General features: G+C 63.3%; 19 protein-coding genes. 4 read left to right on the top strand and 15 right to left on the bottom strand.

Features of this window, described 5'->3' with window-relative positions:
• Positions 1 to 8: 8 nt before the first annotated feature.
• Positions 9 to 1,421, bottom strand: coding sequence for an alkaline phosphatase (locus tag HFGMBDPB_RS02165; RefSeq protein ID WP_212644830.1), 1,413 nt, complete (start codon positions 1,419 to 1,421; stop codon positions 9 to 11).
• 194 nt (positions 1,422 to 1,615) lie between these two features.
• Between HFGMBDPB_RS02165 and HFGMBDPB_RS02160 the strand changes: the two genes are divergently transcribed.
• On the top strand, positions 1,616 to 2,713 hold the full coding sequence (locus tag HFGMBDPB_RS02160; RefSeq protein ID WP_212644829.1) for an MBL fold metallo-hydrolase: 1,098 nt from the start codon (positions 1,616 to 1,618) through the stop codon (positions 2,711 to 2,713).
• 19 nt (positions 2,714 to 2,732) lie between these two features.
• On the opposite strand, the gene HFGMBDPB_RS02155 is transcribed toward HFGMBDPB_RS02160, so the two are convergent.
• The 11 genes from HFGMBDPB_RS02155 to HFGMBDPB_RS02105 all read right to left on the bottom strand — a co-directional run bounded on the left by HFGMBDPB_RS02155 (position 2,733) and on the right by HFGMBDPB_RS02105 (position 13,987).
• Positions 2,733 to 3,614, bottom strand: a complete 882-nt coding sequence (locus tag HFGMBDPB_RS02155; protein ID WP_017406651.1) for a class I SAM-dependent methyltransferase — start codon at positions 3,612 to 3,614, stop codon at positions 2,733 to 2,735.
• Positions 3,611 to 4,231, bottom strand: coding sequence for a DUF1415 domain-containing protein (locus tag HFGMBDPB_RS02150; protein WP_016445546.1), 621 nt, complete (start codon positions 4,229 to 4,231; stop codon positions 3,611 to 3,613). Before HFGMBDPB_RS02150 ends, HFGMBDPB_RS02155 begins: the two co-directional genes overlap by 4 nt.
• 138 nt (positions 4,232 to 4,369) lie before the next feature.
• Complete coding sequence (locus HFGMBDPB_RS02145) at positions 4,370 to 5,548, bottom strand: deoxyguanosinetriphosphate triphosphohydrolase (protein ID WP_212644828.1); 1,179 nt, start codon at positions 5,546 to 5,548, stop codon at positions 4,370 to 4,372.
• A gap of 66 nt (positions 5,549 to 5,614) precedes the next feature.
• The gene (gene aroB / locus HFGMBDPB_RS02140) at positions 5,615 to 6,733 is read right to left on the bottom strand and encodes a 3-dehydroquinate synthase (protein ID WP_034364813.1); all 1,119 of its coding nucleotides are present in this window, start codon (positions 6,731 to 6,733) and stop codon (positions 5,615 to 5,617) included.
• 129 nt (positions 6,734 to 6,862) lie between these two features.
• Entirely contained in the window at positions 6,863 to 7,432 is a 570-nt protein-coding gene (locus HFGMBDPB_RS02135; RefSeq protein ID WP_249343333.1) for a shikimate kinase, read from the bottom strand.
• Positions 7,381 to 8,910: a hypothetical protein gene (locus HFGMBDPB_RS02130; RefSeq protein ID WP_212644827.1), complete on the bottom strand. Its 1,530-nt coding sequence runs from the start codon at positions 8,908 to 8,910 to the stop codon at positions 7,381 to 7,383. Before HFGMBDPB_RS02130 ends, HFGMBDPB_RS02135 begins: the two co-directional genes overlap by 52 nt.
• A gap of 23 nt (positions 8,911 to 8,933) precedes the next feature.
• On the bottom strand, positions 8,934 to 11,081 hold the full coding sequence (locus tag HFGMBDPB_RS02125) for a type IV pilus secretin PilQ (protein ID WP_212644826.1): 2,148 nt from the start codon (positions 11,079 to 11,081) through the stop codon (positions 8,934 to 8,936).
• Positions 11,078 to 11,626 carry a pilus assembly protein PilP gene (locus HFGMBDPB_RS02120; protein ID WP_026062714.1) on the bottom strand — a complete coding sequence of 183 codons (549 nt, stop codon included), beginning with the start codon at positions 11,624 to 11,626 and terminating at the stop codon, positions 11,078 to 11,080. Before HFGMBDPB_RS02120 ends, HFGMBDPB_RS02125 begins: the two co-directional genes overlap by 4 nt.
• A complete protein-coding gene (locus HFGMBDPB_RS02115; protein ID WP_212644825.1) occupies positions 11,623 to 12,300 on the bottom strand; it encodes a type IV pilus inner membrane component PilO in 678 nt (225 codons plus the stop codon). The genes HFGMBDPB_RS02120 and HFGMBDPB_RS02115 overlap by 4 nt, the downstream gene beginning before the upstream one ends.
• Positions 12,300 to 12,911, bottom strand: a complete 612-nt coding sequence (locus HFGMBDPB_RS02110; protein WP_212644824.1) for a PilN domain-containing protein — start codon at positions 12,909 to 12,911, stop codon at positions 12,300 to 12,302. Before HFGMBDPB_RS02110 ends, HFGMBDPB_RS02115 begins: the two co-directional genes overlap by 1 nt.
• Entirely contained in the window at positions 12,908 to 13,987 is a 1,080-nt protein-coding gene (locus HFGMBDPB_RS02105; protein ID WP_026062715.1) for a pilus assembly protein PilM, read from the bottom strand. The genes HFGMBDPB_RS02110 and HFGMBDPB_RS02105 overlap by 4 nt, the downstream gene beginning before the upstream one ends.
• A 371-nt stretch (positions 13,988 to 14,358) precedes the next feature.
• Here HFGMBDPB_RS02105 and HFGMBDPB_RS02100 point away from each other — a divergent pair, with 371 nt between their 5' ends.
• Positions 14,359 to 16,683 carry a penicillin-binding protein 1A gene (locus HFGMBDPB_RS02100; protein WP_017406662.1) on the top strand — a complete coding sequence of 775 codons (2,325 nt, stop codon included), beginning with the start codon at positions 14,359 to 14,361 and terminating at the stop codon, positions 16,681 to 16,683.
• Between the two features lie 70 nt (positions 16,684 to 16,753).
• Here the strand turns inward: HFGMBDPB_RS02100 and cyaY are convergent, their stop codons facing one another.
• On the bottom strand, positions 16,754 to 17,092 hold the full coding sequence (gene cyaY / locus HFGMBDPB_RS02095; protein WP_017406663.1) for an iron donor protein CyaY: 339 nt from the start codon (positions 17,090 to 17,092) through the stop codon (positions 16,754 to 16,756).
• A gap of 12 nt (positions 17,093 to 17,104) precedes the next feature.
• Here cyaY and lptM point away from each other — a divergent pair, with 12 nt between their 5' ends.
• Positions 17,105 to 17,386, top strand: coding sequence for an LPS translocon maturation chaperone LptM (gene lptM, locus HFGMBDPB_RS02090; RefSeq protein WP_212644823.1), 282 nt, complete (start codon positions 17,105 to 17,107; stop codon positions 17,384 to 17,386).
• A 91-nt stretch (positions 17,387 to 17,477) separates the two neighbouring features.
• Positions 17,478 to 18,305: an oxygen-binding di-iron domain-containing protein gene (locus tag HFGMBDPB_RS02085; RefSeq protein ID WP_012207382.1), complete on the top strand. Its 828-nt coding sequence runs from the start codon at positions 17,478 to 17,480 to the stop codon at positions 18,303 to 18,305.
• On the opposite strand, the gene msrQ is transcribed toward HFGMBDPB_RS02085, so the two are convergent.
• Positions 18,302 to 18,922: a protein-methionine-sulfoxide reductase heme-binding subunit MsrQ gene (gene msrQ, locus HFGMBDPB_RS02080; protein ID WP_212644822.1), complete on the bottom strand. Its 621-nt coding sequence runs from the start codon at positions 18,920 to 18,922 to the stop codon at positions 18,302 to 18,304. The two genes, HFGMBDPB_RS02085 and msrQ, sit on opposite strands and share 4 nt — an antisense overlap.
• A gap of 13 nt (positions 18,923 to 18,935) precedes the next feature.
• Complete coding sequence (gene msrP, locus HFGMBDPB_RS02075) at positions 18,936 to 19,916, bottom strand: protein-methionine-sulfoxide reductase catalytic subunit MsrP (RefSeq protein ID WP_212644821.1); 981 nt, start codon at positions 19,914 to 19,916, stop codon at positions 18,936 to 18,938.
• Positions 19,917 to 20,057 lie beyond the last annotated feature (141 nt).

The following is a 20,057-nucleotide window of genomic DNA, read 5'->3' as shown; positions in this document are numbered from 1 at the left end:
GTGCGGCATCACAAGCCGATGCTCTTCTTGATCAGCGTGAAGACGGTGGTGTTGTCGATCACGCCCGAGAACGTATCGGCACCCATGCCTTGAGCCCCCAGGAACACGTCGCCGCCGCCGTGGGTTTCGGAGGCCAGGGGCACCACGGCCTCCTGCAGGTAGTCGGGGCTCTCCAGCGAGGCCGCGTCGATGGGGCCGCGCGTGGCCAGGCGCTTGGGACCGTTGCCGAAGCCCAGGATGGTGTAGGGATTGCCATCCACATCGGTGGAGGCCTTGCCGTCCACGTAGTTCTTGACCAGGCCCAGCACGCCGGGCTTGCCGGCCTCGGTCTTGCCGGTGCGCGCGGCATAGCCGTTCAGGTGCAGCGTGTGGTCATGGTCGGCTGTGACGACGATCAGCGTGTTCTTCAGGCCCGGATCGAGCTTGGCCATCTTGTCCAGCGCGGTCTGGATGGCGTTGTCGAAGGCCACGGTATCCTGCAGCGCGCGGCGCGCGTTGGTGGCGTGCAGCGCATGGTCGATGCGGCCGCCTTCCACCATCAGGAAGAAGCCCTTCTTCTTGGCCGACAGTGCGTCGATGGCCTTGCCCGTCATCTCGGCCAGGCTCGGTTCCTTGGTCGCGTCGCGGTCCAGGTCATAGGCCATGTGGTCCTTGGTGAACAGGCCGGCGATCTTGCTGCCGTCCACGGGCAGCTTGTCGAACTCGCTCTTGTTGGCGGCGTAGCTGTACTTTTGCGTCTTGAACTCGGCGATCAGGTTGCGGCTGTCGTTGCGGCGGCCGCCGTCGGCCTTAGGCATGAAGTAGTACGAGCCACCGCCCAGGATCACGTCCACGCCGTCGCCGAGCTTGCTGTTGTAGCCGGATCCGCCAGGCACCAGGGCCGCGGCAATGGTGTTCTCCGCATCGCGGTGGCAGACGTGCGAATAGGTGGCTGCCGGCGTGGCATGCGTGATGCGCGCGGTGGAGACCACGCCCGTGCCGTAGCCGGCGGACTTCATCTGCTCGAGCAGCGTGGGAACGGCCTGGCCGTTGCCGCTGGGGCAGGTGCTGTCGTAGTTGGTGTGATAGGCCTTGCCGCTGGCATCCGTGGCCTTGGTGTCGGGCGTCATGGAGATGACTTCGTTGTTCATCTTCACGCCGGTCATGTAGGCGGCCATCGAGGGTGCGCTGTCCGTCACCTGGGCGTCGTTCGAGAAGGTGTGGACGAAGGCCGTCTCGGGCAGCTTGTCCATGGTCAGCTCACCGTCTTCGCCCACGCTGTAGATGCGCGCGGCGGTCATGGTGGTGATGCCCATGCCGTCACCCAGGAAGAACAGCACGTTCTTGGTCGGGGTGGCAGCGGACGATCCATCGCTGCCGCCACAGGCGCTCAACAGCAGCGACGCACCGGCCAGCGCGCTGCACAACATCTTCAGTTTCATGCGGATATCCCTCTGTAGGCAGGGGACCCCGCGGCAAGGCCGCGCCCTCCCCCTGTTGATTGATTTGTGCACTGTAGGAACAGCCCGTGACGAGCCAGTGACAGTCAGCCCAGGCCGGCAGGCGTATCGTTGCAGGCAAGGCGCTGAGGGCCGGATAGCATTGCGGCCAGCCCAGCGACGGAACAAGGAACCCCATGAACCAGACAGCCCAAGACCCGATCGCCTCGCAGGCCCCGGAAGCGCCGCCCAGGCCGGTGCTCGACTACCCGTTCGAGGCGCCGCCGCAGCACGGGCAGACGCTGGAGGTGGCGCCCGGCGTGCTCTGGCTGCGCATGCCCCTGCCCTATGCGCTGGACCACATCAATCTCTGGGCCATCGATGACGGCCAGGGCTGGGCCATCGTCGATACGGGTGCGCGCACCGACGAAGGCGTGGCCACCTGGCGCGCGCTGTTCTCCCAATCCACCGATGGCCGCTCGCTGACGCGCGTCTTCGTCACCCACATGCACCCCGACCATGTGGGCCTGGCCGGATGGCTGACGCGCAAGTTCCATGTGCCCCTGTACATGACGCGCCTGGAGTACCTCAACTGTCGCGTCGTGGTCTCGGACTGCAGCCGCGAGGCCCCGCCCGACGCCATCGCCTTCTACCGCCGCGCAGGCTGGAGCGACAGCGCACTGGAGTCCTACCGCGCCCGCTTCGGCAACTTCGGCAAGCACATCCATGCCCTGCCCGACAGCTACCGCCGCCTGCACGATGGAGAGGAACTGCGCATAGGAAAACACCTGTGGCGCGTGGTGGTCGGCAGCGGCCACTCGCCCGAGCACGCCAGCCTGTACTGCCCCGATCTCAAGCTGCTGATCTCGGGCGACCAGGTGCTGCCGCGCATCTCGTCCAACGTCTCGGTCCACCCCATGGAACCCGACGCCAACCCCATGGCCGACTGGATGGAGTCTCTGGAAAAGGTCAGGCGCGAAGTGCCCGACGATGTGCTCGTCCTGCCCGCGCACGGCGATTGCTTTCGCGGCCTGCATGCGCGCATCGATTCGCTGGTGGCAGGCCAGGAGCGTGCCAGCGACCGGCTGCTGGCCGCCCTGGCCGAGCCGCGTCGCGCCGTCGATGTCTTCGGCGCCCTCTTCTCACGCCCGATCAGCGAATCCAGCCCCGCCCTGCTGGGCATGGCCACGGGCGAAAGCCTGGCCTGCCTGAATCATTTGATGCATGCGGGGCAGGTGAAGCGCAGCATCGATGCCGATGGCATCGCCTGGTACCGCGCCGTGGCGGGGGCCTGAGACTGCAGCGGCAGCCGGCTCAGGCTGCCTGCAGCAGCGGATAGCGCTGTGCCATCGCATCCTGCAGGCCGAACTCCGCCAGGATGGCGCGCATGCGCTCGACCGCACTGCGCTTTTTCTGCCCCGTGTAGCGCGCAATGATCAGTTCGTTTTTCATGCTGTGCTCCCAGCCCACCAGCTCGGTCACGGTGACCTGGTAGCCGCAAGCCTCCAGGTACAGGCAGCGCAGCACGTTGGTGAGCTGGCTGCCCATTTCGCGGGTGTGTATGGGATGGCGCCACAGTTCGGCCAGCGGCGTGCGCGTCAGGCTCAGCGCCTTGGTCTGGCGCAGGCAGGCTGCGACCTCGGCCTGGCAGCAGGGCACCAGCACCATGGCCTTGGCCTTCTTCTCCAGGCCGAAGGCGATGGCGTCGTCGGTGGCGGTGTCGCAGGCGTGCAGGGCCGTGACCACGTCGAATTGCGCAGGCATGAAGTCGGCATGCGTGGACTCGGCCACCGACATGTTCAGAAAGCCCATGCGCTCGAAGCCCAGCTCGGCAGCCAGCTTCTGCGAAGCCTCCACCAGCGGCGCGCGCGTTTCTATGCCGTAGATATGGCCGCGCCCCAGCGGCTTGAAATACAGGTCGTAGAGGATGAATCCCAGGTAGGACTTGCCGGCGCCGTGGTCGGCCAGGGTGACCGCATGGCCGTCGGCCGACAGTTCTTCGAGGATGGGCGCGATGAACTGGTAGAGGTGGTAGACCTGCTTGAGCTTGCGGCGCGAATCCTGGTTGATCTTGCCTTCGCGCGTGAGGATGTGCAGTGCCTTGAGCAGTTCAATGGACTGGCCGGGCTTGAGGCCCAGCTGCGCGGTCACATCCTGCTCGGGCTTTGCGGCAGGCTTGCCCTGGCGCGCCTTCATTCGGCAGCGCCCGGCTTGGCTGCGTGCGCCATAGGGCAGCGCGCGCCCACACCCAGGTCCAGCCAGCCTTCGATGCCGATCTTCTCCAGCGTCTCCATGTTGCGCTCGTAGATGGATTCGGCTTCGGGGAACACCTCGACCGCCTTGTCTATGCTGTCCTCGCGCAGCAGGTGCAGCGTGGGATAGGGCGAGCGGTTGGTGCAGTTGGTGACGTCGTCGGCTTCGGTGCCCTCGAACTGGAACTGCGGGTGGAACGAGGCCACCTGCAGTATGCCGCCCAGGTCCAGCTCCTCGACCATGGCGTCGGCCACTTCGAGAAAGTCGTTGAAGTCCAGGAAGTCCTGCAATGCGTGCGGCAGGATCAGCAGCGTGGTGTCGCGCTTGTCCGGGGAGGCCTCGGCCAGGGCTTCCAGCTCGCGGTGCAGGTCTGCCGCCACGCCTTCGGCGTCGGTGGCCTGGCTGACCGTGTAGTGGATCTGGCCCTTGATGTGCACGCCCTTGGCGAAGGGGCACAGGTTCAGGCCGATCACGGCCTTTTCGAGCCAGTGCACCGTATCCTCGATCACGGTGACAGGCGGAAACTCGGCCGCGCGAATCTCGTGGTTGGTATCGGTCATGGCTGTGCCCTTCAAAAATGCGAACGGGGGCACTGCGCCCCCAGACATTGCGAAACCGTCCAGGAACCCTTCCCTGCCCTGTCACGCAGGGTCCGCATTCTAGCCGCGCCGCCCCGGCGACGCCGTTGCTCGGATTTCTCAGCCCAGCAGGCGCAGGCCTGTCAGCAGCTCATGCTCGCGGGCCGCGTAGCGGTCCGTCATCCCGGCGATGAAGTCGGCCACCACCCGCGCACGCGCCGATACGTCCTCGGCCAGCATGGCCCGCTGCACGAAGCGCGGCTTCATGCGGTCGGGCTCGACCATGTAGGCCGCAAACAGCTCGGCCACCACCTGCTGCGCGCCTTCCATGGTCTTCACCACCTGCTCATGGCGGTAGAGATTGCGGAACAGGAACTGCTTGAGCTGCTGCGACTGCTGCCTCATGGTATCGCTGAAGCCCACCAGAGGGCCAGGCTGGGCGCGCACCTCGTCCACCGAACAGGGCCGCGCCTGCGCAATGTGCTGCTGCGTGGCGGCGATCACGTCATAGACCTGATCGCTGAGCATGCGGCGGATGCTTTCGTACAGCAGGCGCCGCTCGGCCAGGGGCATGCCCAGTTGAGGATGCTCGGCCAGTGTTGCGTCGTGATAGCGCGCGAACAGGGGAACAGCCTCGCACAGCTGGGGCATGGTGATCAGGCCGGAGCGCACGCCATCGTCCACGTCATGGGCGTTGTAGGCAATGGCATCGGCCAGGTTGCACAGCTGGGCCTCCAGCGAAGGCTGCCGGCCCAGCAGAAAACGCTGCGCCACGCCGCCGGGCTCGCGCGCCTCCAGGTGCTCGGCATTGGTGCGCGAGCAGTGCTTGAGAACGCCCTCGCGCGTCTCGAAGCTCAGGTTCAGGCCGTCAAAGGCTGGATAGCGCTCTTCCAGCCGGTCCACCACGCGCAGGCTTTGCAGGTTGTGCTCGAAGCCGCCATGCGGCTTCATGCAGGCATTGAGCGCGTCCTGGCCCGCATGGCCGAAGGGGGTGTGGCCCAGGTCGTGGGCCAGACAGATGGCCTCGACCAGATCCTCGTCCAGTTGCAGCGACCGGGCCACCGAGCGGCCCAGCTGGGCCACTTCCAGCGAGTGCGTCAGGCGGGTGCGGAACAGGTCGCCCTCATGGTTGACGAAGACCTGAGTCTTGTAGACCAGGCGCCGGAAGGCCGAGGAATGGACGATGCGGTCCCGGTCGCGCTGGAAGTCGCTGCGCGTGGGCGCAGGCGCCTCCGGGAAACGCCGCCCCCGGCTGAACGCCGGGTTGCAGGCATAGGGGGCCAGGGCCTGTTTCTGCATTCGATCGCCTCATCATGCTGACAAGGGCACTCTAGCAGTTCCGGCTTGCCCCCCCAGCGCCGCGCGTCAGGCGCAGCAGGCGTCTATGACTTCGCGCACCAAGGCATCGGGCGCCGAGCGCATGACGGCCTTTCCCGGCCCGTCAATGAGAACGAAGCGGATCTCGCCCGCCTCGGACTTCTTGTCCACGCGCATCAGTTCCAGATAGCGGCCAGCGTTGTCACGCGCATCCAGCACGGCGCCGCGCACCGGCAGGCCCGCACGTTCGATCAGCACGCGCAGCCTTTGCACAAAGGCGGCATCCACCAGGCCAAGGCGCTGCGACAGCTCGGCCGCCATGACCATGCCTGCGCCCACGCCTTCGCCGTGCAGCCAGTTGCCGTAGCCCATGCCGGCTTCGATCGCATGCCCGAAGGTGTGGCCGAAATTGAGAATGGCGCGCAATCCGGCCTCTTTCTCGTCCTGCCCCACCACCCAGGCCTTGATCTCCACGCTGCGCTTGATCGCGTGCGCCAGTGCAGTGCGGTCGCGGGCAAGCAAGGCATCCATGTTCTCTTCCAGCCAGGCCAGGAAGTCCATGTCGGCGATCGGCCCGTACTTGATGACCTCGGCCAGGCCGGCGCTCAGCTCGCGCACGGGCAGCGTGTCCAGCGAGGCCAGATCGCAAACCACCAGCTGCGGCTGGTAGAAGGCGCCGATCATGTTCTTGCCCAGCGGATGGTTGATGGCGGTCTTGCCGCCCACCGACGAGTCCACCTGCGACAACAGCGTGGTGGGCACTTGCACGAAGGGCACGCCGCGCATGTAGCTGGCGGCAGCAAAGCCCGTCATGTCGCCAATGACGCCGCCGCCCAGCGCGAACAGCACGGTCTTGCGGTCGCAACCACCGGACAGCAGGTCATCGAAGATCAGATTCAGCGTCTGCCAGTCCTTGTGGGCCTCGCCATCGGGCAGCACCACGGTCCGCACGCTGCGGTAGCGCTGCTCCAGCACGCGGCGCAGTGCGGGCTCATAGAGCGGTGCGACCACATCGTTGCTGACGATGACGGCCTGTGCCGCAGAAGGCAGCGCGGCATAGGTGGCTGCCTGGTCCAGCAGGCCGGTGCCGATGGCAATCGGATAGGAGCGCTCACCCAGGTCAATGGTCACGACCTGGGCAGCAGGCGAGGAGGAGGCGTGGGGCAAGATGATGTCGCTCCAGGGGAGAAAGAATGAAAAGGTTTCCGCGACACGGCAGCGCGCCCGGCAACCGCCGATCTTAAAGAAAAAGGCCTCGGCAAGTGCCGAGGCCTTTGGTGTTCCAGCGGGCAGCGTTCAGGCCAGCTCCGCCTGCATGCGTATGCGCTGGGCGGCCTGCGCCACAGACAGGCCGGATGTCTGGATCACGAAGTGCGCCGTCTCCAGATACAGGGGCTCGCGCTGCAGCAGCAACTCGCGCAGGCGCAACGCCGGATCCTCCACCTGCAGCAAGGGCCGCGTCACATCGTTGCGCAGCCGCGCGGCGATGTCCTCTGGCGTGCAATCCAGGTAGAAGACCTGGGTGCGCTCATGCAGATGGCGGCGATTTTGCTCGCGCAGCACCACGCCGCCGCCCGTGGACAACAGCAGGCTGGATGTGGAGGCCGACAGCTCATCAATGACCTGCGACTCCATGTCGCGAAAAGCCTGCTCGCCCTCACGCTCGAAAAACTCCCGGATGCTGCAGCCCAGGCGCTGCTCGATCACATGATCCGCATCCACAAAACGCATCGACCACAGGCGCGCCAGCTGGCGCCCTATGGTCGATTTGCCGGAGCCGGGCAGGCCGATCAGGGCGATCGGCCTGTGCCCCGTTAAGGGGCTGTCGGAGTAGTGGGGGCTGTCGGAGTGGTGGCAGTCGTGCATGCCGGATAGTCCACGGGCAGGGTCAAGGTGCTCACATTATTATTGGATTTGAAGGTGAACTGCACCTGAGTCGAGCCCGCAGGAGCACCAGTCTTCGAAGTCACCTGGAAAGCAACTCCGCTGCGGCCAGAGACACGATCAAGCACCGGGGATCCGTTGAACACGGACACCGTCACATTGGTGTCCAGGGATTTGGCCTCGATGGTCGTCCCGGCCGGCGCAGGGAAGCCCCTAGGAGTTCCTAGTTCACCCGTCCAGATGGCGTTACAAGTGGCATCCAACTTGCTCACCGTCAATTTATTGACCAACGCACCGCTTTGGTACAGGCTCAGCCAACCCACCGAAGTAGCCTTCAGGAACAGGCTGTCGCTGATGACTTGGCCCGTGCCCAGCACAGTCGAAATGGCCACGTTGATCAGTTGACCGTCAGCAGGACGAGGATTCTGCACCTGGTAGTCCACCGTGCACAGTCCGTTGACTGTCTGGCAGCCGCCACGATTGGAGGAACCAACGCGGCCGAAGTCCACTGTTGCGACCACAGGTACACCATCGGATACCGGATTACCGTTACTGTCCACGATGCCAATACGCAGTGTGGATGTATCACCGGAAAGATCCAGGTCCAGGTTGAATTTGGAGGCAGAAAGATCGAAGCCGCGCTGCGTGGAAATACCGGTGGTCACGGTCAAAAGATCTGACTGCGATGTCACATTCCGACCATTCACCGTCGCCCTCACGACAACGGAAGTGGGTGCGCTTTTGGACGATACCGACGTGGTCACAATGCCATCATTGTTCGAACGAGCTTGGGCAATATTGACCTGGACACCTCCTGTGGCTTCCACGAAATCCACAACCACGTCTTTGATCGGGCTGCCGCTGGAATCAACCACCTTGAAACGAAGGATGGCGGTCTCAGAGCGCCCATTGCCACCCGATCCTTTGATAACAATGGATTTGTCAGACGGGACCACGTCCAGGAAATTGATGGCCTGGACCAAGGCCTGAGGATCGCCTGTGGGAGGTGCGCTCGTAATGGCCAGATTCTGACCGCCGGACACTTCCTTGGTTGCAATTGTGGCAGAGGCCTTGACGCGGGTCGCGCCAATCGAGGTTGCGGTGGCCGCTGAAATTTCCACTTCAGCCACACCCTTGCTGTCCGTCAGGGCAGTCCTGGATTCAGGACTGAATTTCAGCAGACTCCCACCATCTTCCGAAAACGTAACAATTTCATTGGCAACTGCAGCACCCTTGGCATCCAGCAGGGTCGCACGCGCCCTGGCGGTGCTCTCGGACGCGGTGATCGAAATGACACCCTGCGCGCTGGAGGACGCGCCAGTGATCACCTGAATCGTCATGGTTCCTGCCGGAGTCTCGGTTCCTCCTCCCGTGCCACCACCGGTGCCCGGATTTCCCCCTCCGCCGCCACATGCGACCAGCGTAAAGGCCGTCAAAGCGGCCAGCCACAACTTTTTCATCAGAAATCTCCCTAAATTTTCACTCAGCGTTTTGCAGCGCTATCAGAAATCATTTTTGGTGTAATGAATACCAGCATTTCTCTCTTGGAAGAGGCCCTGGAGCGGCTCTTGAAAAGATTACCCAGAACAGGCACATCACCCAACAAAGGAATCTTGTTTTCCTGATTGGTTTCTTCCAACTCAAAAATACCGCCAATCACCACAGTGCCACCGTTTTGCACCAGGATCTGCGTCTTGATATGCTTGGTATCAATAGCAACCCCCTGGGTCGTTGTTTCACCGCGAGAATCCTTGTTGATATCCAGATCCAGGATGATATCGCCTTCAGGAGTTATTTGCGGCGTAACTTCCAGTTTCAACACCGCCTTCTTGAAGGCTATGGTGGTCGCTCCGTTGGGTGCAGTGACTGAATATGGGTACTCAGTACCCTGCTCGATCAGCGCCTTGGTCTGGTCAGCGGTCATGAGACGAGGGCTTGAAATGATCTTGCCTTGTCCATCGGCCTCCATTGCCGAAAGCTCCAGCGTAAGGAAGCGATTGGCTGCAGCATTGAAGATGGACATGGCAAACGTGCCAGACCCTGCAACACCTGCCACAGAGGCAGGAAGATTCACGAAGCTGCCCGAAGTGTTGACCGTGCCTCCAGCACCGGCGGAAGCATTTGCGTTATCGAACCCCGTACCGAAGACAACACGATTGTCACCGCCGATGCTGTAGCCACCATCACCACCACGCTGGGCACGCAAGTCCCCGCCGCCGAGGCGTACCCCCAGGGCACGACCGAACGTGTCACGGGCTTCCACAATACGCGCTTCAATGAGCACTTGCCGCACTGGCACATCCAGCGTGGCCAGCAATGCCTTCATCGCCTCAAGCTTGGCGGGAGTGTCCGTCACAAAGAGCTGGTTGGTTCGAGGCTCGGAGATTGCGGACCCGCGCTCGGACAGAAATCTCGTCGCAGTTCCGCCAGCCCCGGCAGAGCTGGTGTTCGTCGTAATTTGCAACAGGATATCGGCCGCCTTCGCATAGTTCAGCTGAAAGCCCTGGGTGCGCAGCGGCTCCAGTTTCTGGATTTCCATGGCGGCTTCATAGTCACGCTTGGTGCGCGCATCGATCTCATCCTTGGGCGCAATCCAGAGCACCGAGCCCGACTTGCGCATGCCCAGGCCCTTGGCATCCATGATGATCTGCAGCGCCTGGTCCCAGGGAACATCCTTCAGACGCAGAGTCAGCGCCCCGGAAACCGTGTCCGAGGTCACGATGTTGAAGTTCGTGAAGTCGGCAATCACCTGCAGCAGGGACCGCACTTCGATGTTCTGGAAATTCAGGGACAGCTTTTCACCGCTGTAGCCGGGGCCCTGCGTGAGCTTGCTCACATCCACCTTTTTCTGGCGGACCTCGATCACAAACTGGCTGTCGCTTTGGTAGGCGCTGTGCTCCCAGTCGCCGACGGGAGCGATACGCATGCGCACCGATTCCCCCTGCTGCACCGAGGAGATTGTCTGCACCGGTGTTCCGAAATCCGCAACATCCAGCTTGCGGCGCAAGCCTTCAGGCAGGGAGGAACGCAGAAAATCGACGACCAGTTCCTTGCCTTCGCGGCGCAGGTCCACGCCGACCTGGCTATTGCTCAATCCCACGACGATGCGGCCCGAGCCATCGCTGCCGCGACGGAAATCAACATCCCGAATGGGTTGGACATCGCTACCGACGGCTGTCTTGGCTTCAAACACACCCTGCTGCGCAGAAGGCTTCACCGCAGCAGACGCGGCCACAGGATCCAGCAGGATCAGCAACGCCTTGCCTTGGCGTTCAGTGCGGTAGGAAGTCGCCGATTTCAAATTCAGCACCAGCCGGGAACGGCCAGAGGCTTCCACGATATTGATGGAACGCAGGTTGCCCTGGTTGAGCTCGACCATCGATTTGCCCGTCGCATTGGTTGCGCCAGGAAAATCCAGTGCGATCCGCGCAGGCGACTGGATCGCAAATCCGGTCGGGTCCGCAGCCAGCGCTTCGGAAAGCTCGATGCGCACCACCTCAGTGCCCCCCTGGATGGAACCGGAGACCGACTCTATCGCGGACTGCGCCCATGCAAAGGAGCCCAGCAACCAACCGCCCAAGGCGATTCCCCAGCGAGCTTTGTGAGACATGCTGCGATGTGTGCCCATCATTTCCTTCCCTCCTGCAACTCCAGTGTGCTATTTCTTTCTATCCAGTCGCCGCTGCCATCCTGGACGATTTCGCGCAACTGGATGGAAGTCTCCGTGATCCGGGTGATCTTTCCGTAGTTCTGGCCCAGGTAATTTCCTGCACGGACCTGATACAGCAATGTTCCGACTCTGATCAAGGCCGTGGGCACACCCTTCTTGTCCAGGCTGCCCACCATGGTCATTGCATCCAGGGGCTCTGCTTCCAGTGGCTCCTTGCGGCGGTTGAGTTCTGCAGCCATCAAGCTGGTATTCGCGTTGGACTGCACGGACTCTCTGCGCAACACCTGCATCAGCTTCAAAGGGTTGAAGGGATCCATCCCCTCCGAACCCAGGTAGGCCTGAGGCGTGAATAACTTCGGCTCTTCCAATGGTTTGACGCGAGGCTTTGCATTGGCACGCTCCTGCGCCATCCAGGTCTGCAATTCCTCATGCTCGGATGAAGTGCACGCCACCAGCGACAGACAGGCGGCCAGCACAAGCCAGCCGCGAAAACGCATTTGCCTCATTTCTTGCCCTTCCCGGCGGCCGCACGTTGCGCCTGCACTTCCTCGGCATCCAGGTAGCGGAAGGTTCGCGCCGTCGCCTCCATGCTCAAGACCTCGCTGCCCTCCTTGCCCACAGGGACAATCGACAAGTTGTTCAAGGTCACGATGCGCGACAGGTAGGCCACGTCGGAAGCGAATGAGCCGATGTCATGAAATCGCCCTGTGACCTTCAAAGCAATGGGCAGCTCGGCGTAGTACTCCTTGACCACCATCGCCCCGGGGCGGAACGTTTCAAACTGCAGGCTGCGCCCCAGTCCGGCCTGGTTGATGTCCGAGAGCAGCGCAGCCATTTCCGCCTTGCTGGGCAACTGCTTTTCCAGCTGTGTCACATATTGCTGCACCTGTTCACGCTGCTTCTTCAGGCCATCCAGGCTGACCGCCTTGGACAGCTTCTGGCTGAAGTCCTGCCGCAGCGTGACTTCGGTGTTGCGCTCCTGCTCCAGCGTGTCCTCATAGTCCTTGATCAGTACGTACCAGAGCAAGGCGGCGACGCCCAACGCAATGGCAACGCACAACAGAAAACGCGGCAGCAAGGGCCACCGCGAAGGATCATTGGGATCAAGACCACGGAATTGGCGCTGGATGTTCTCCTGCAGTGCGGAGAAGTCGATGTCGTTCTTTTTCTTCTTGGCCATCACTGGGACTTTCCTGGGTTGGCCGCCGTCGGAAGGCCTTTCTCCGCAACGCTGGCGCGCGTGAGCTGGAAGCGCAGATTGAACGCTGCAGCACGGCGCTGGTCCTTGGGCGTGACGTTGACCGTCCTGGCCACGATCTCCACCAGTTCCGGCTTGGAGATCCAGGGCGTTCCCTCGGACAGATTGCGCAGCATCTCGGACACCCGCTCATTGGACTGTGCCGTGCCCAGCATGGTCACGGCCAGACCTTCCTGCCTGATGCTGGTGATGTAGACGCCATCGGGCAGTTGGGCCACCAGCTCGTTGAGCATGTGCACCGGCAGATTGCGATCGGACTGCAGGTCTTCCACGGCCTTTTGCCGGGCGCGCAGGGCCGTGATTTCATCCTCCAGCCCGGCGATTTCCTTGATCTGGGACTCCAGCACCGTGATCTCGGCGCGCAGCATGCTGTTCTTTGCCTGCTGGGCTTCGATCATCATCTGGTACCACCAGTAGACAGCACCAATGATCAAAACCCCTATCAGGGCCGAAAGAACCATGGTGGCCTGGAATGCTTCCTTGCGTCGCTTGCGTGTGGCTTCTCTGTGAGGAAGCAGATTGATCAGGATCACGACACAAACCTCCGCATGGCCAGACCGCAGGCGGTCAGATAGGCGGGGGCCTCGCGCGACATGCGCTTGAGGCGCACGCCGCTGCCGACTTCCATGCCATCGAAGGGATTGGCAAGGCTGCAGGCGAATCCGGTCTGCTGCGTGATGGCCTCGGACAGGCCGGAAAGCGGTGCCGAGCCGCCAGCCAGCAGGATGTGGTCTATGCGGTTGTGGGGCGTGCTGGTGAAAAAGAACTGCAGTGCACGCGACACTTCCTGCGTCATGCTCTGCACGAAGGGCTTGAGCACGGCGGAAGCGTAGTCCTCCGGCAGTTCGCCGTTGCGCTTCTTGGACTCGGCCTCTTCGAGGGAAAAACCATATTGGCGCGCGATCAGCTGCGTCAGCTGGGCGCCGCCAAAGGCCTGGTCACGGTCGTACAGCACCTCGTCGTCACGCAGGATCTGCATGCTGGTCGTCATGGCGCCTACCTCGAACAGCGCCACCAAAGCGTTGTTGCCCTGATTGGGCAGGCGCTCGATCAACCGTCCGGCGGCCATGCGGGAGGCATGGGGCTCGATGTCGATGACCATCGGCTTGAGGCCGGCCGCCTCGGCCAGGCCCTGGCGGTCCTGCACCTTCTCGCGGCGGGAGGCGGCAATGAGCACATCCACGTCGCCAGGCGAATTCGATGACGGGCCTATGACACAGAAGTCTAGACTCACTTCGTCGAGCGAAAAAGGAATGTACTGATTGGCCTCGGATTCGACCTGGACCTCCAGTTCCTGCTCGCTCATGCCGTCGGGCAGCGAAATCTTCTTGGTGATCACGGCCGAAGCCGGCAATGCCATGGCCACGTTCTTGGTCCGCGTGCCGCTTTTTTTGACCAGCCGCCGTACAGCCTCTGCCACTTCGTCGAACTTTTCGATGTTGCCATCCGTGATCCATCCCCGCTCCAGCGGCTCGATGGCACAGCGCTCCAGCAACAGTTCGCCCGACCTGGCACGAGACAGCTCAACGAGCTTGGCGCTCGAAGAACTGATGTCGATGCCTAGCAAAGGTGCGGGCTGGCGACTGAATAAGGATCCCATAGCAATCAACTTGCCCTCCCTCTTCTTGTGTATGTAAAGAACGCAACAAACCTTCACATATAGGTTGAATGCTATCAGCAAGACTGCGCGCAACTCACCATGCCTGCCGGAGCATGGTTGACGGTAGTGGCCAAAAACAGACATTGTTGCGGGCCATCAAATGCGACAGGAATGCACCCCTGCTTGCATGTCGGCCTGTACGCCTGGCTTAGGATGCGAGGCTTGCGGCCATGCTGGCAACCGTGTGCAGCCGCCTCCTACCGACCCCCTGGGGAACGCATTTTTATAATGCGGCACTCCTCAGCACTCCCTGCGACATGCCGTCCTCAGACTCCCGAGAACCCCAGGCTGGAAAGCCTCGCTCCGCTCCGTCCAAGCCCATGCATTGGTTTCCCAAGGCCTTGCTATGGCTGGCGGGCATCGCCGTCGCCGGCGCGCTGGCCCTGATGCTGACGGTGGCCGTGGCCCTGGCCATGGCCTACCCCAACCTGCCCGACGTGTCCGAGCTGGCCGACTACCGACCCAAGCTGCCGCTGCGCGTGTACTCCAGCGAAGGCGCCCTGCTGGGCGAGTTCGGCGAGGAGCGGCGCACGCTGACGCCCATTCAGGACATCCCCAAAGTGATGACCGACGCGGTGCTGGCCATTGAAGACACCCGCTTTTTCGAGCACGGTGGCGTCGACTACAAGGGCATGGCCCGCGCCGCGCTGGCCAATCTGGGCCGGGTGAAAAGCCAGGGCGCATCGACCATCACCATGCAGGTGGCACGCAATGTCTATCTGTCTTCCGAGAAAACTTTTACACGCAAAATTTACGAAGTCTTACTGACTTTTAAGCTAGAGCATCTGCTGAGCAAAAACCAGATTCTCGAGATCTACATGAACCAGATTTATCTGGGAAATCGGGCCTATGGCTTTGCCGCCGCCTGTGAAGCCTATTTCGGCAAGCCACTGAAGGACATCACCGTCGCCGAAGCGGCCATGCTGGCCGGCCTGCCCAAGGCGCCCTCGGCCTACAACCCGATCAGCAACCCCAAGCGCGCCCGCTCGCGCCAGCTCTACATCATCGAGCGCATGGAGGAAAACGGCTTCATCACGGCGGCCCAGGCCACTGAAGCCAAGGCCGAGCCGCTGAAGATCCGCACAGGCTCCTTCAACACCCGGGTGCATGCCGAGTACGTGGCAGAAATGGCGCGCCAGCTGATCTTTGCCCAGTACGGCAACGAGGCCTACACGCGCGGCCTGAACGTCTACACCACCATCAATGCCGGCGAACAGGAAGCCGCCTACGCCGCGCTGCGCCGCGGCATCATGGACTACGAGCGCCGCCAGAAGTACCGCGGCCCCGAGAAGTTCGTGGCCCTGCCCGCCGACGCCGAGGACCGTGAAGACGCCATCGACGACACCCTGGCCAACCACCCCGACAACGGAGACGTGCTCGCCGCCGTGGTGCTGGATGCCAACCCGCGCAAGATCCTGGCGGCCCGTGCCGACGGCGAGCAGATCGAGATCACGGGCGAAGGCCTCAAGCCTGCCGAATCGGGCCTGAACCCCAAGGCACCGCCCAACATCAAGATCCGTCCCGGCGCCGTGATCCGCGTGGTCAAGACGCCCAAGAACACCTGGGAAATCACGCAGCTGCCCGAGGTGGAAGGCGCCTTCGTGGCCCTGGTTCCCCAGACGGGCGCCTTGCGCGCCCTGATCGGCGGCTTCGACTTCCAGAAGAACAAGTTCAATCATGTGACCCAGGCCTGGCGCCAGCCCGGCTCGGCCTTCAAGCCCTTCATCTACTCCGCGGCGCTGGAAAAGGGCTTCTCGCCCTCCACCATGATCAATGACGCACCGCTGTTCTTCAGTGCGGGCGTGACGGGGGGGCAGCCCTGGGAGCCCAAGAACTACGACAGCCGCTACGACGGGCCGATGACCATGCGCACAGGCCTGAACAAGTCCAAGAACATGATCTCCATCCGGCTGTTGCAGGCCGTGGGGCCCAAGCAGGGCCAGGAGTGGGTCACGCGCTTCGGCTTTGACGCCGCCAAGCACCCGGCCTACCTGACCATGGCTTTGGGCGCAGGTGCCGTCACGCCGCTGCAGCTGGCGGCAGGCTACTCCGTGTTCGCCAACGGCGGCCACCGCGTCAATCCCTGGCTGATTTCCCGCGTCACCGATCACAAAGGCCGCATCCTGTCCGAATTCACACCGCCCCCGGTGCAGGAACTGCCCCAAGCCATCGACGCGCGCAACGCCTTCATCATGGACAGCCTGCTGCAGGACGTGGCGCGCGTGGGCACGGCAGCGCGCGCGCAGTCCACGCTCAAGCGCCCCGACCTGTATGGCAAGACCGGCACGACCAACGATTCGGTGGATGCCTGGTTTGCGGGCTTCCAGCCCACGCTGGCCGCCGTATCCTGGATCGGCTACGACACGCCGCGCAACCTGGGTAGCCGCGAGACCGGCGGCGGCCTGAGCCTGCCGATCTGGATCAGCTTCATGCAGCACGCGCTCAAGGGCGTTCCCGTGGCCGAGATGCCCGTGCCGCCCGGCGTCGTGAACATGGGCGGCGAGTGGTACTACGAGGAAAACGCGCGCAACGGCGGCGTCAGCAGCCTGGGCATGGACAGTGCATCCACGGGCAGCGCCGCAGGCGCCACGCCCCCGCCCGCCACCGAGGAGCGCAACCGCATCCTCGACCTGTTCCGCAACTGAGGCGGTCGACCACGCAAGAAAGCCCGGCCATGCCGGGCTTTTCTTTTGGAGCCAGCCGAAAGCCGGGGTCTCAGCGCGCCGAGAACTGCAGCGCCAGGCCCGATTGCTCGGTGGCGTAGCGGCTCAGGTTGGCGAAGAACTCGCCCGCGCCCTTGGTATCGAGCCAGGCGCCCTGCGACGCGTCGTAGCGGTAGTGGAAGCCGCCGGCCTTGGCGGCCAGCCAGATCTCATGCAGCGGCTTTTGCTGGTTGATCACGATCTGGCTGCGGTTGGCAAAGACCAGGGTCACCATGCCTCCCACGCGCTGGGCATCGAGGTCGGCATCGGTTTCATCGTTGATGCGATCGCAGTCTTGCTCCACCGCCAGCAGCAGTCGTTCGGCAAGGTCCAGAAATTCTTGGTCGGTCATTACAATTCGCTTATGTTGAAAGCCTCGCAAATTCTAGTCAGGTGCATTGCCCTTGGGGCCTGTGCGGCGTCCCTTGCGGCCTGTGGGCAGAAGGGGCCTCTGTTCCTGCCCAACTCGCCAGCCGCCAGCCACCGCGCCACGCTGCCGCAGACCCTGGGCATCTCCAGCCCGGCCGAGCGGGCAACGCCCGCACCGGCGCCCACCACCTTGCCGACCGGCCCCTCCAATGCAGCCGTCGAGGAAAGCTCCACGCCCACGGGCGCCTCGGACTCCCGCAGGCCACAGGCCGACTGACGCGGCAGCCGCACTGCGGCTTGATGCACGTCAACCCCGCTGCATGGCATGGCGCTTAGAGTGACCGCATCTTGTCCCTCGACAACCCGCCATGCCCGTAGAGCTTTACCGAGACAAAAACCACGCCTGCCTGATGTTCACCGACCTCATCGAGGAAGATGGACAGGCCATCCAGGCCAACCAGTTCCTCATCGTCGATGACGACACGGGCGCCATCATCGATCCGGGCGGCAATCTCGCGTTCAACGAGCTGTTCATGGGCATGTCTCGGCATTTCGCGCCGCACAAGCTTTCCTATCTGATTGCCTCCCACGCCGATCCCGACATCATTGCCTCGCTGGATCGCTGGATGACCAGCACCAAGGCCCAGCTGGTGATCTCGCGCATCTGGGAGCGCTTTGCGCCCCACTTCACCAAGGTCGGCAAGACCGAGAACCGCGTGATCGGCGTGCCGGACGCCGGCGGCCGGCTGCCGCTGGGCCGCCATGAGCTGCACCTGCTGCCCGCCCACTTCCTGCATGCCGAGGGCAACTTCCACTTCTACGATCCCGTCAGCCGCATCCTGTTTACGGGCGACCTGGGCGTGTCCCTGATGAACGGCATCGAGGCACAGGTGCCGGTGACCGATCTGGTGCCGCACATCGCGCGCATGGAAGGCTTTCACCGCCGCTACATGGTCTCCAACAAGATCCTGCGGCTGTGGGTGCAGATGGCGCGCCAGCTGCCCATCGACATGATCGTGCCCCAGCACGGCGCGCCCATCATGGGCGCCAAGGCGATTGCCGACCTGTTCAACTGGCTGGAAGGCCTGCAGTGCGGCATTGATCTGTTCGACCAGCGCAACTACCAGTTGCCCATGGCGGACATCGACCCCGTCACCCGCCAGCTGCGCCCTGCCCTGCGCGCCGTCGCCGGCTAGCTTCTGGCGCGCCGGCGGCGCAGTGCATGGGCCACACGCCAGCCCAGCAGCAGCGCAAGAATGGCGCCGTATACGCCGACCTCGGCGAAGTTGTTCTTGCCCGCGCGCATCCAGAAGAAATGCAGCAGGGCCAGCGGCGCCACCGCATAAATGCAGCGGTGCAGCCATTGCCAGCGCTTTGCGCCCATGGCCCGGAGCACACGGTGCGGCGATGTGGCGGCAAGCGCGGTCAGCAAGAGCAGGGCCGCAAAGCCCACGAGGATGAACGGGCGTTTGGGGATGTCGAGCACGATCTCGCCCCAGTCCAGCCCCATGTCGAACCACGCATAGCACAGCAGGTGCAGCACGGCGTAGAAGAACACATACAGGCCCAGCATGCGCCGAAAGCGCGCCAGCGCCGTCAGCCCCAGCGCCTGGCGCAGCGGTGTCACGGCCAGCACCACGCAAAGAAAGCGCAGCGTCCAGTCGCCCGTGGAGCGCAGCAGGGCCTCGGCAGGATTGGCGCCAAGAGTGTTCAGGATGGCTCCGGCAAGCAGCCACGCAAACGGCAGCAGGCACACAAGAAACACCATCGGCTTGGCCGCCCGGTGCAGCAAAAGGCGCTGTAACACCGTCATTGCATGGGCCGCATCAATAGAACTTCTTCAGATCCATGCCCGTGTAGAGCTGGCCGACCTGGGCTTCGTAGCCGTTGAACAGCAGCGTCTTGCGCTTCTTGGCGAACAGGCCATCCTCGCCAATGCGCCGCTCCGTGGCCTGGCTCCAGCGCGGGTGCGGCACGTCCGGATTCACATTGGAATAAAAGCCGTACTCGTTGCGCGCCGCCTTGTTCCAGGCCGTGCCCGGCTCCTTGTCGGTCAGGCGGATGGCAACGATGCTCTTGGCGCTCTTGAAGCCGTATTTCCACGGCACGACCAGCCGCACGGGCGCGCCATTCTGGTTGGGCAGCACTTCGCCATACATGCCGAAGGCCAGCAGCGTCAGCGGGTGCATGGCTTCATCAAGGCGCAGCCCCTCGGTGTAAGGCCAGTCCAGCACGCCGCTGCGCAGGCCCGGCATCTGCGCCTTGTCGGCCAGGGTCACGAATTCCACGTACTTGGCACTGCCCAGCGGCTGCACCTTGCGCAGCAGCTCGGCCAGGGAATAGCCGACCCAGGGAATCACCATGGACCAGCCTTCCACGCAGCGCAGCCGGTAGATGCGCTCTTCCAGCGGTGCGAGCTTGAGCAGCGCATCCAGGTCCAGTGTCTGCGGCTGCTGGACCAGGCCTTCGATCTTCACTGTCCACGGCCGCGTCTTGAGCGTGTGGGCGTTCTTGGCAGGATCGTCCTTGTCCAGGCCGAATTCGTAGAAGTTGTTGTACTGCGACGCATCGGCATAGGCGGTGACGCGCTCCATGGAGTTCGCACCCGGCAACTGCGAAGGCACGGAAGCCAGCGCCGCCAGCTTGCCGGGGCGCTGCACGCCTGCCGCCCAGCCCGGCAAGGCGGCACCGGCCGAACCTGCGGCCAGGTACTGCAGCCAGGCCCGGCGCTGCAGGTAGCTCGCCCGGGGCGTGATTTCGCTGCCTTGCGGATGTTGGAAGCCGTTGTCGTGGGAGCGGATCAGCATGGGAATCTCCGAAAGTGCCTGCTGAGGCAGGGGTGCCGGGCGGCATGACGATTGGGAGCCTTGCAGGCCCGCGCAAGTTCCATGCTACGCCCCAGCCTCAACTGCCATGAAAAAGAGCCGGATACAAAAAGGGCTGCATGC

The sequence above is a fragment of the Delftia sp. PE138 genome, assembly GCF_018320755.1.
In the GTDB taxonomy this organism is placed as follows: domain Bacteria; phylum Pseudomonadota; class Gammaproteobacteria; order Burkholderiales; family Burkholderiaceae_C; genus Comamonas; species Comamonas tsuruhatensis.
Note: the sequence above shows the minus strand (reverse complement) of the source record. Positions and strands in the feature narration are given on the sequence as shown.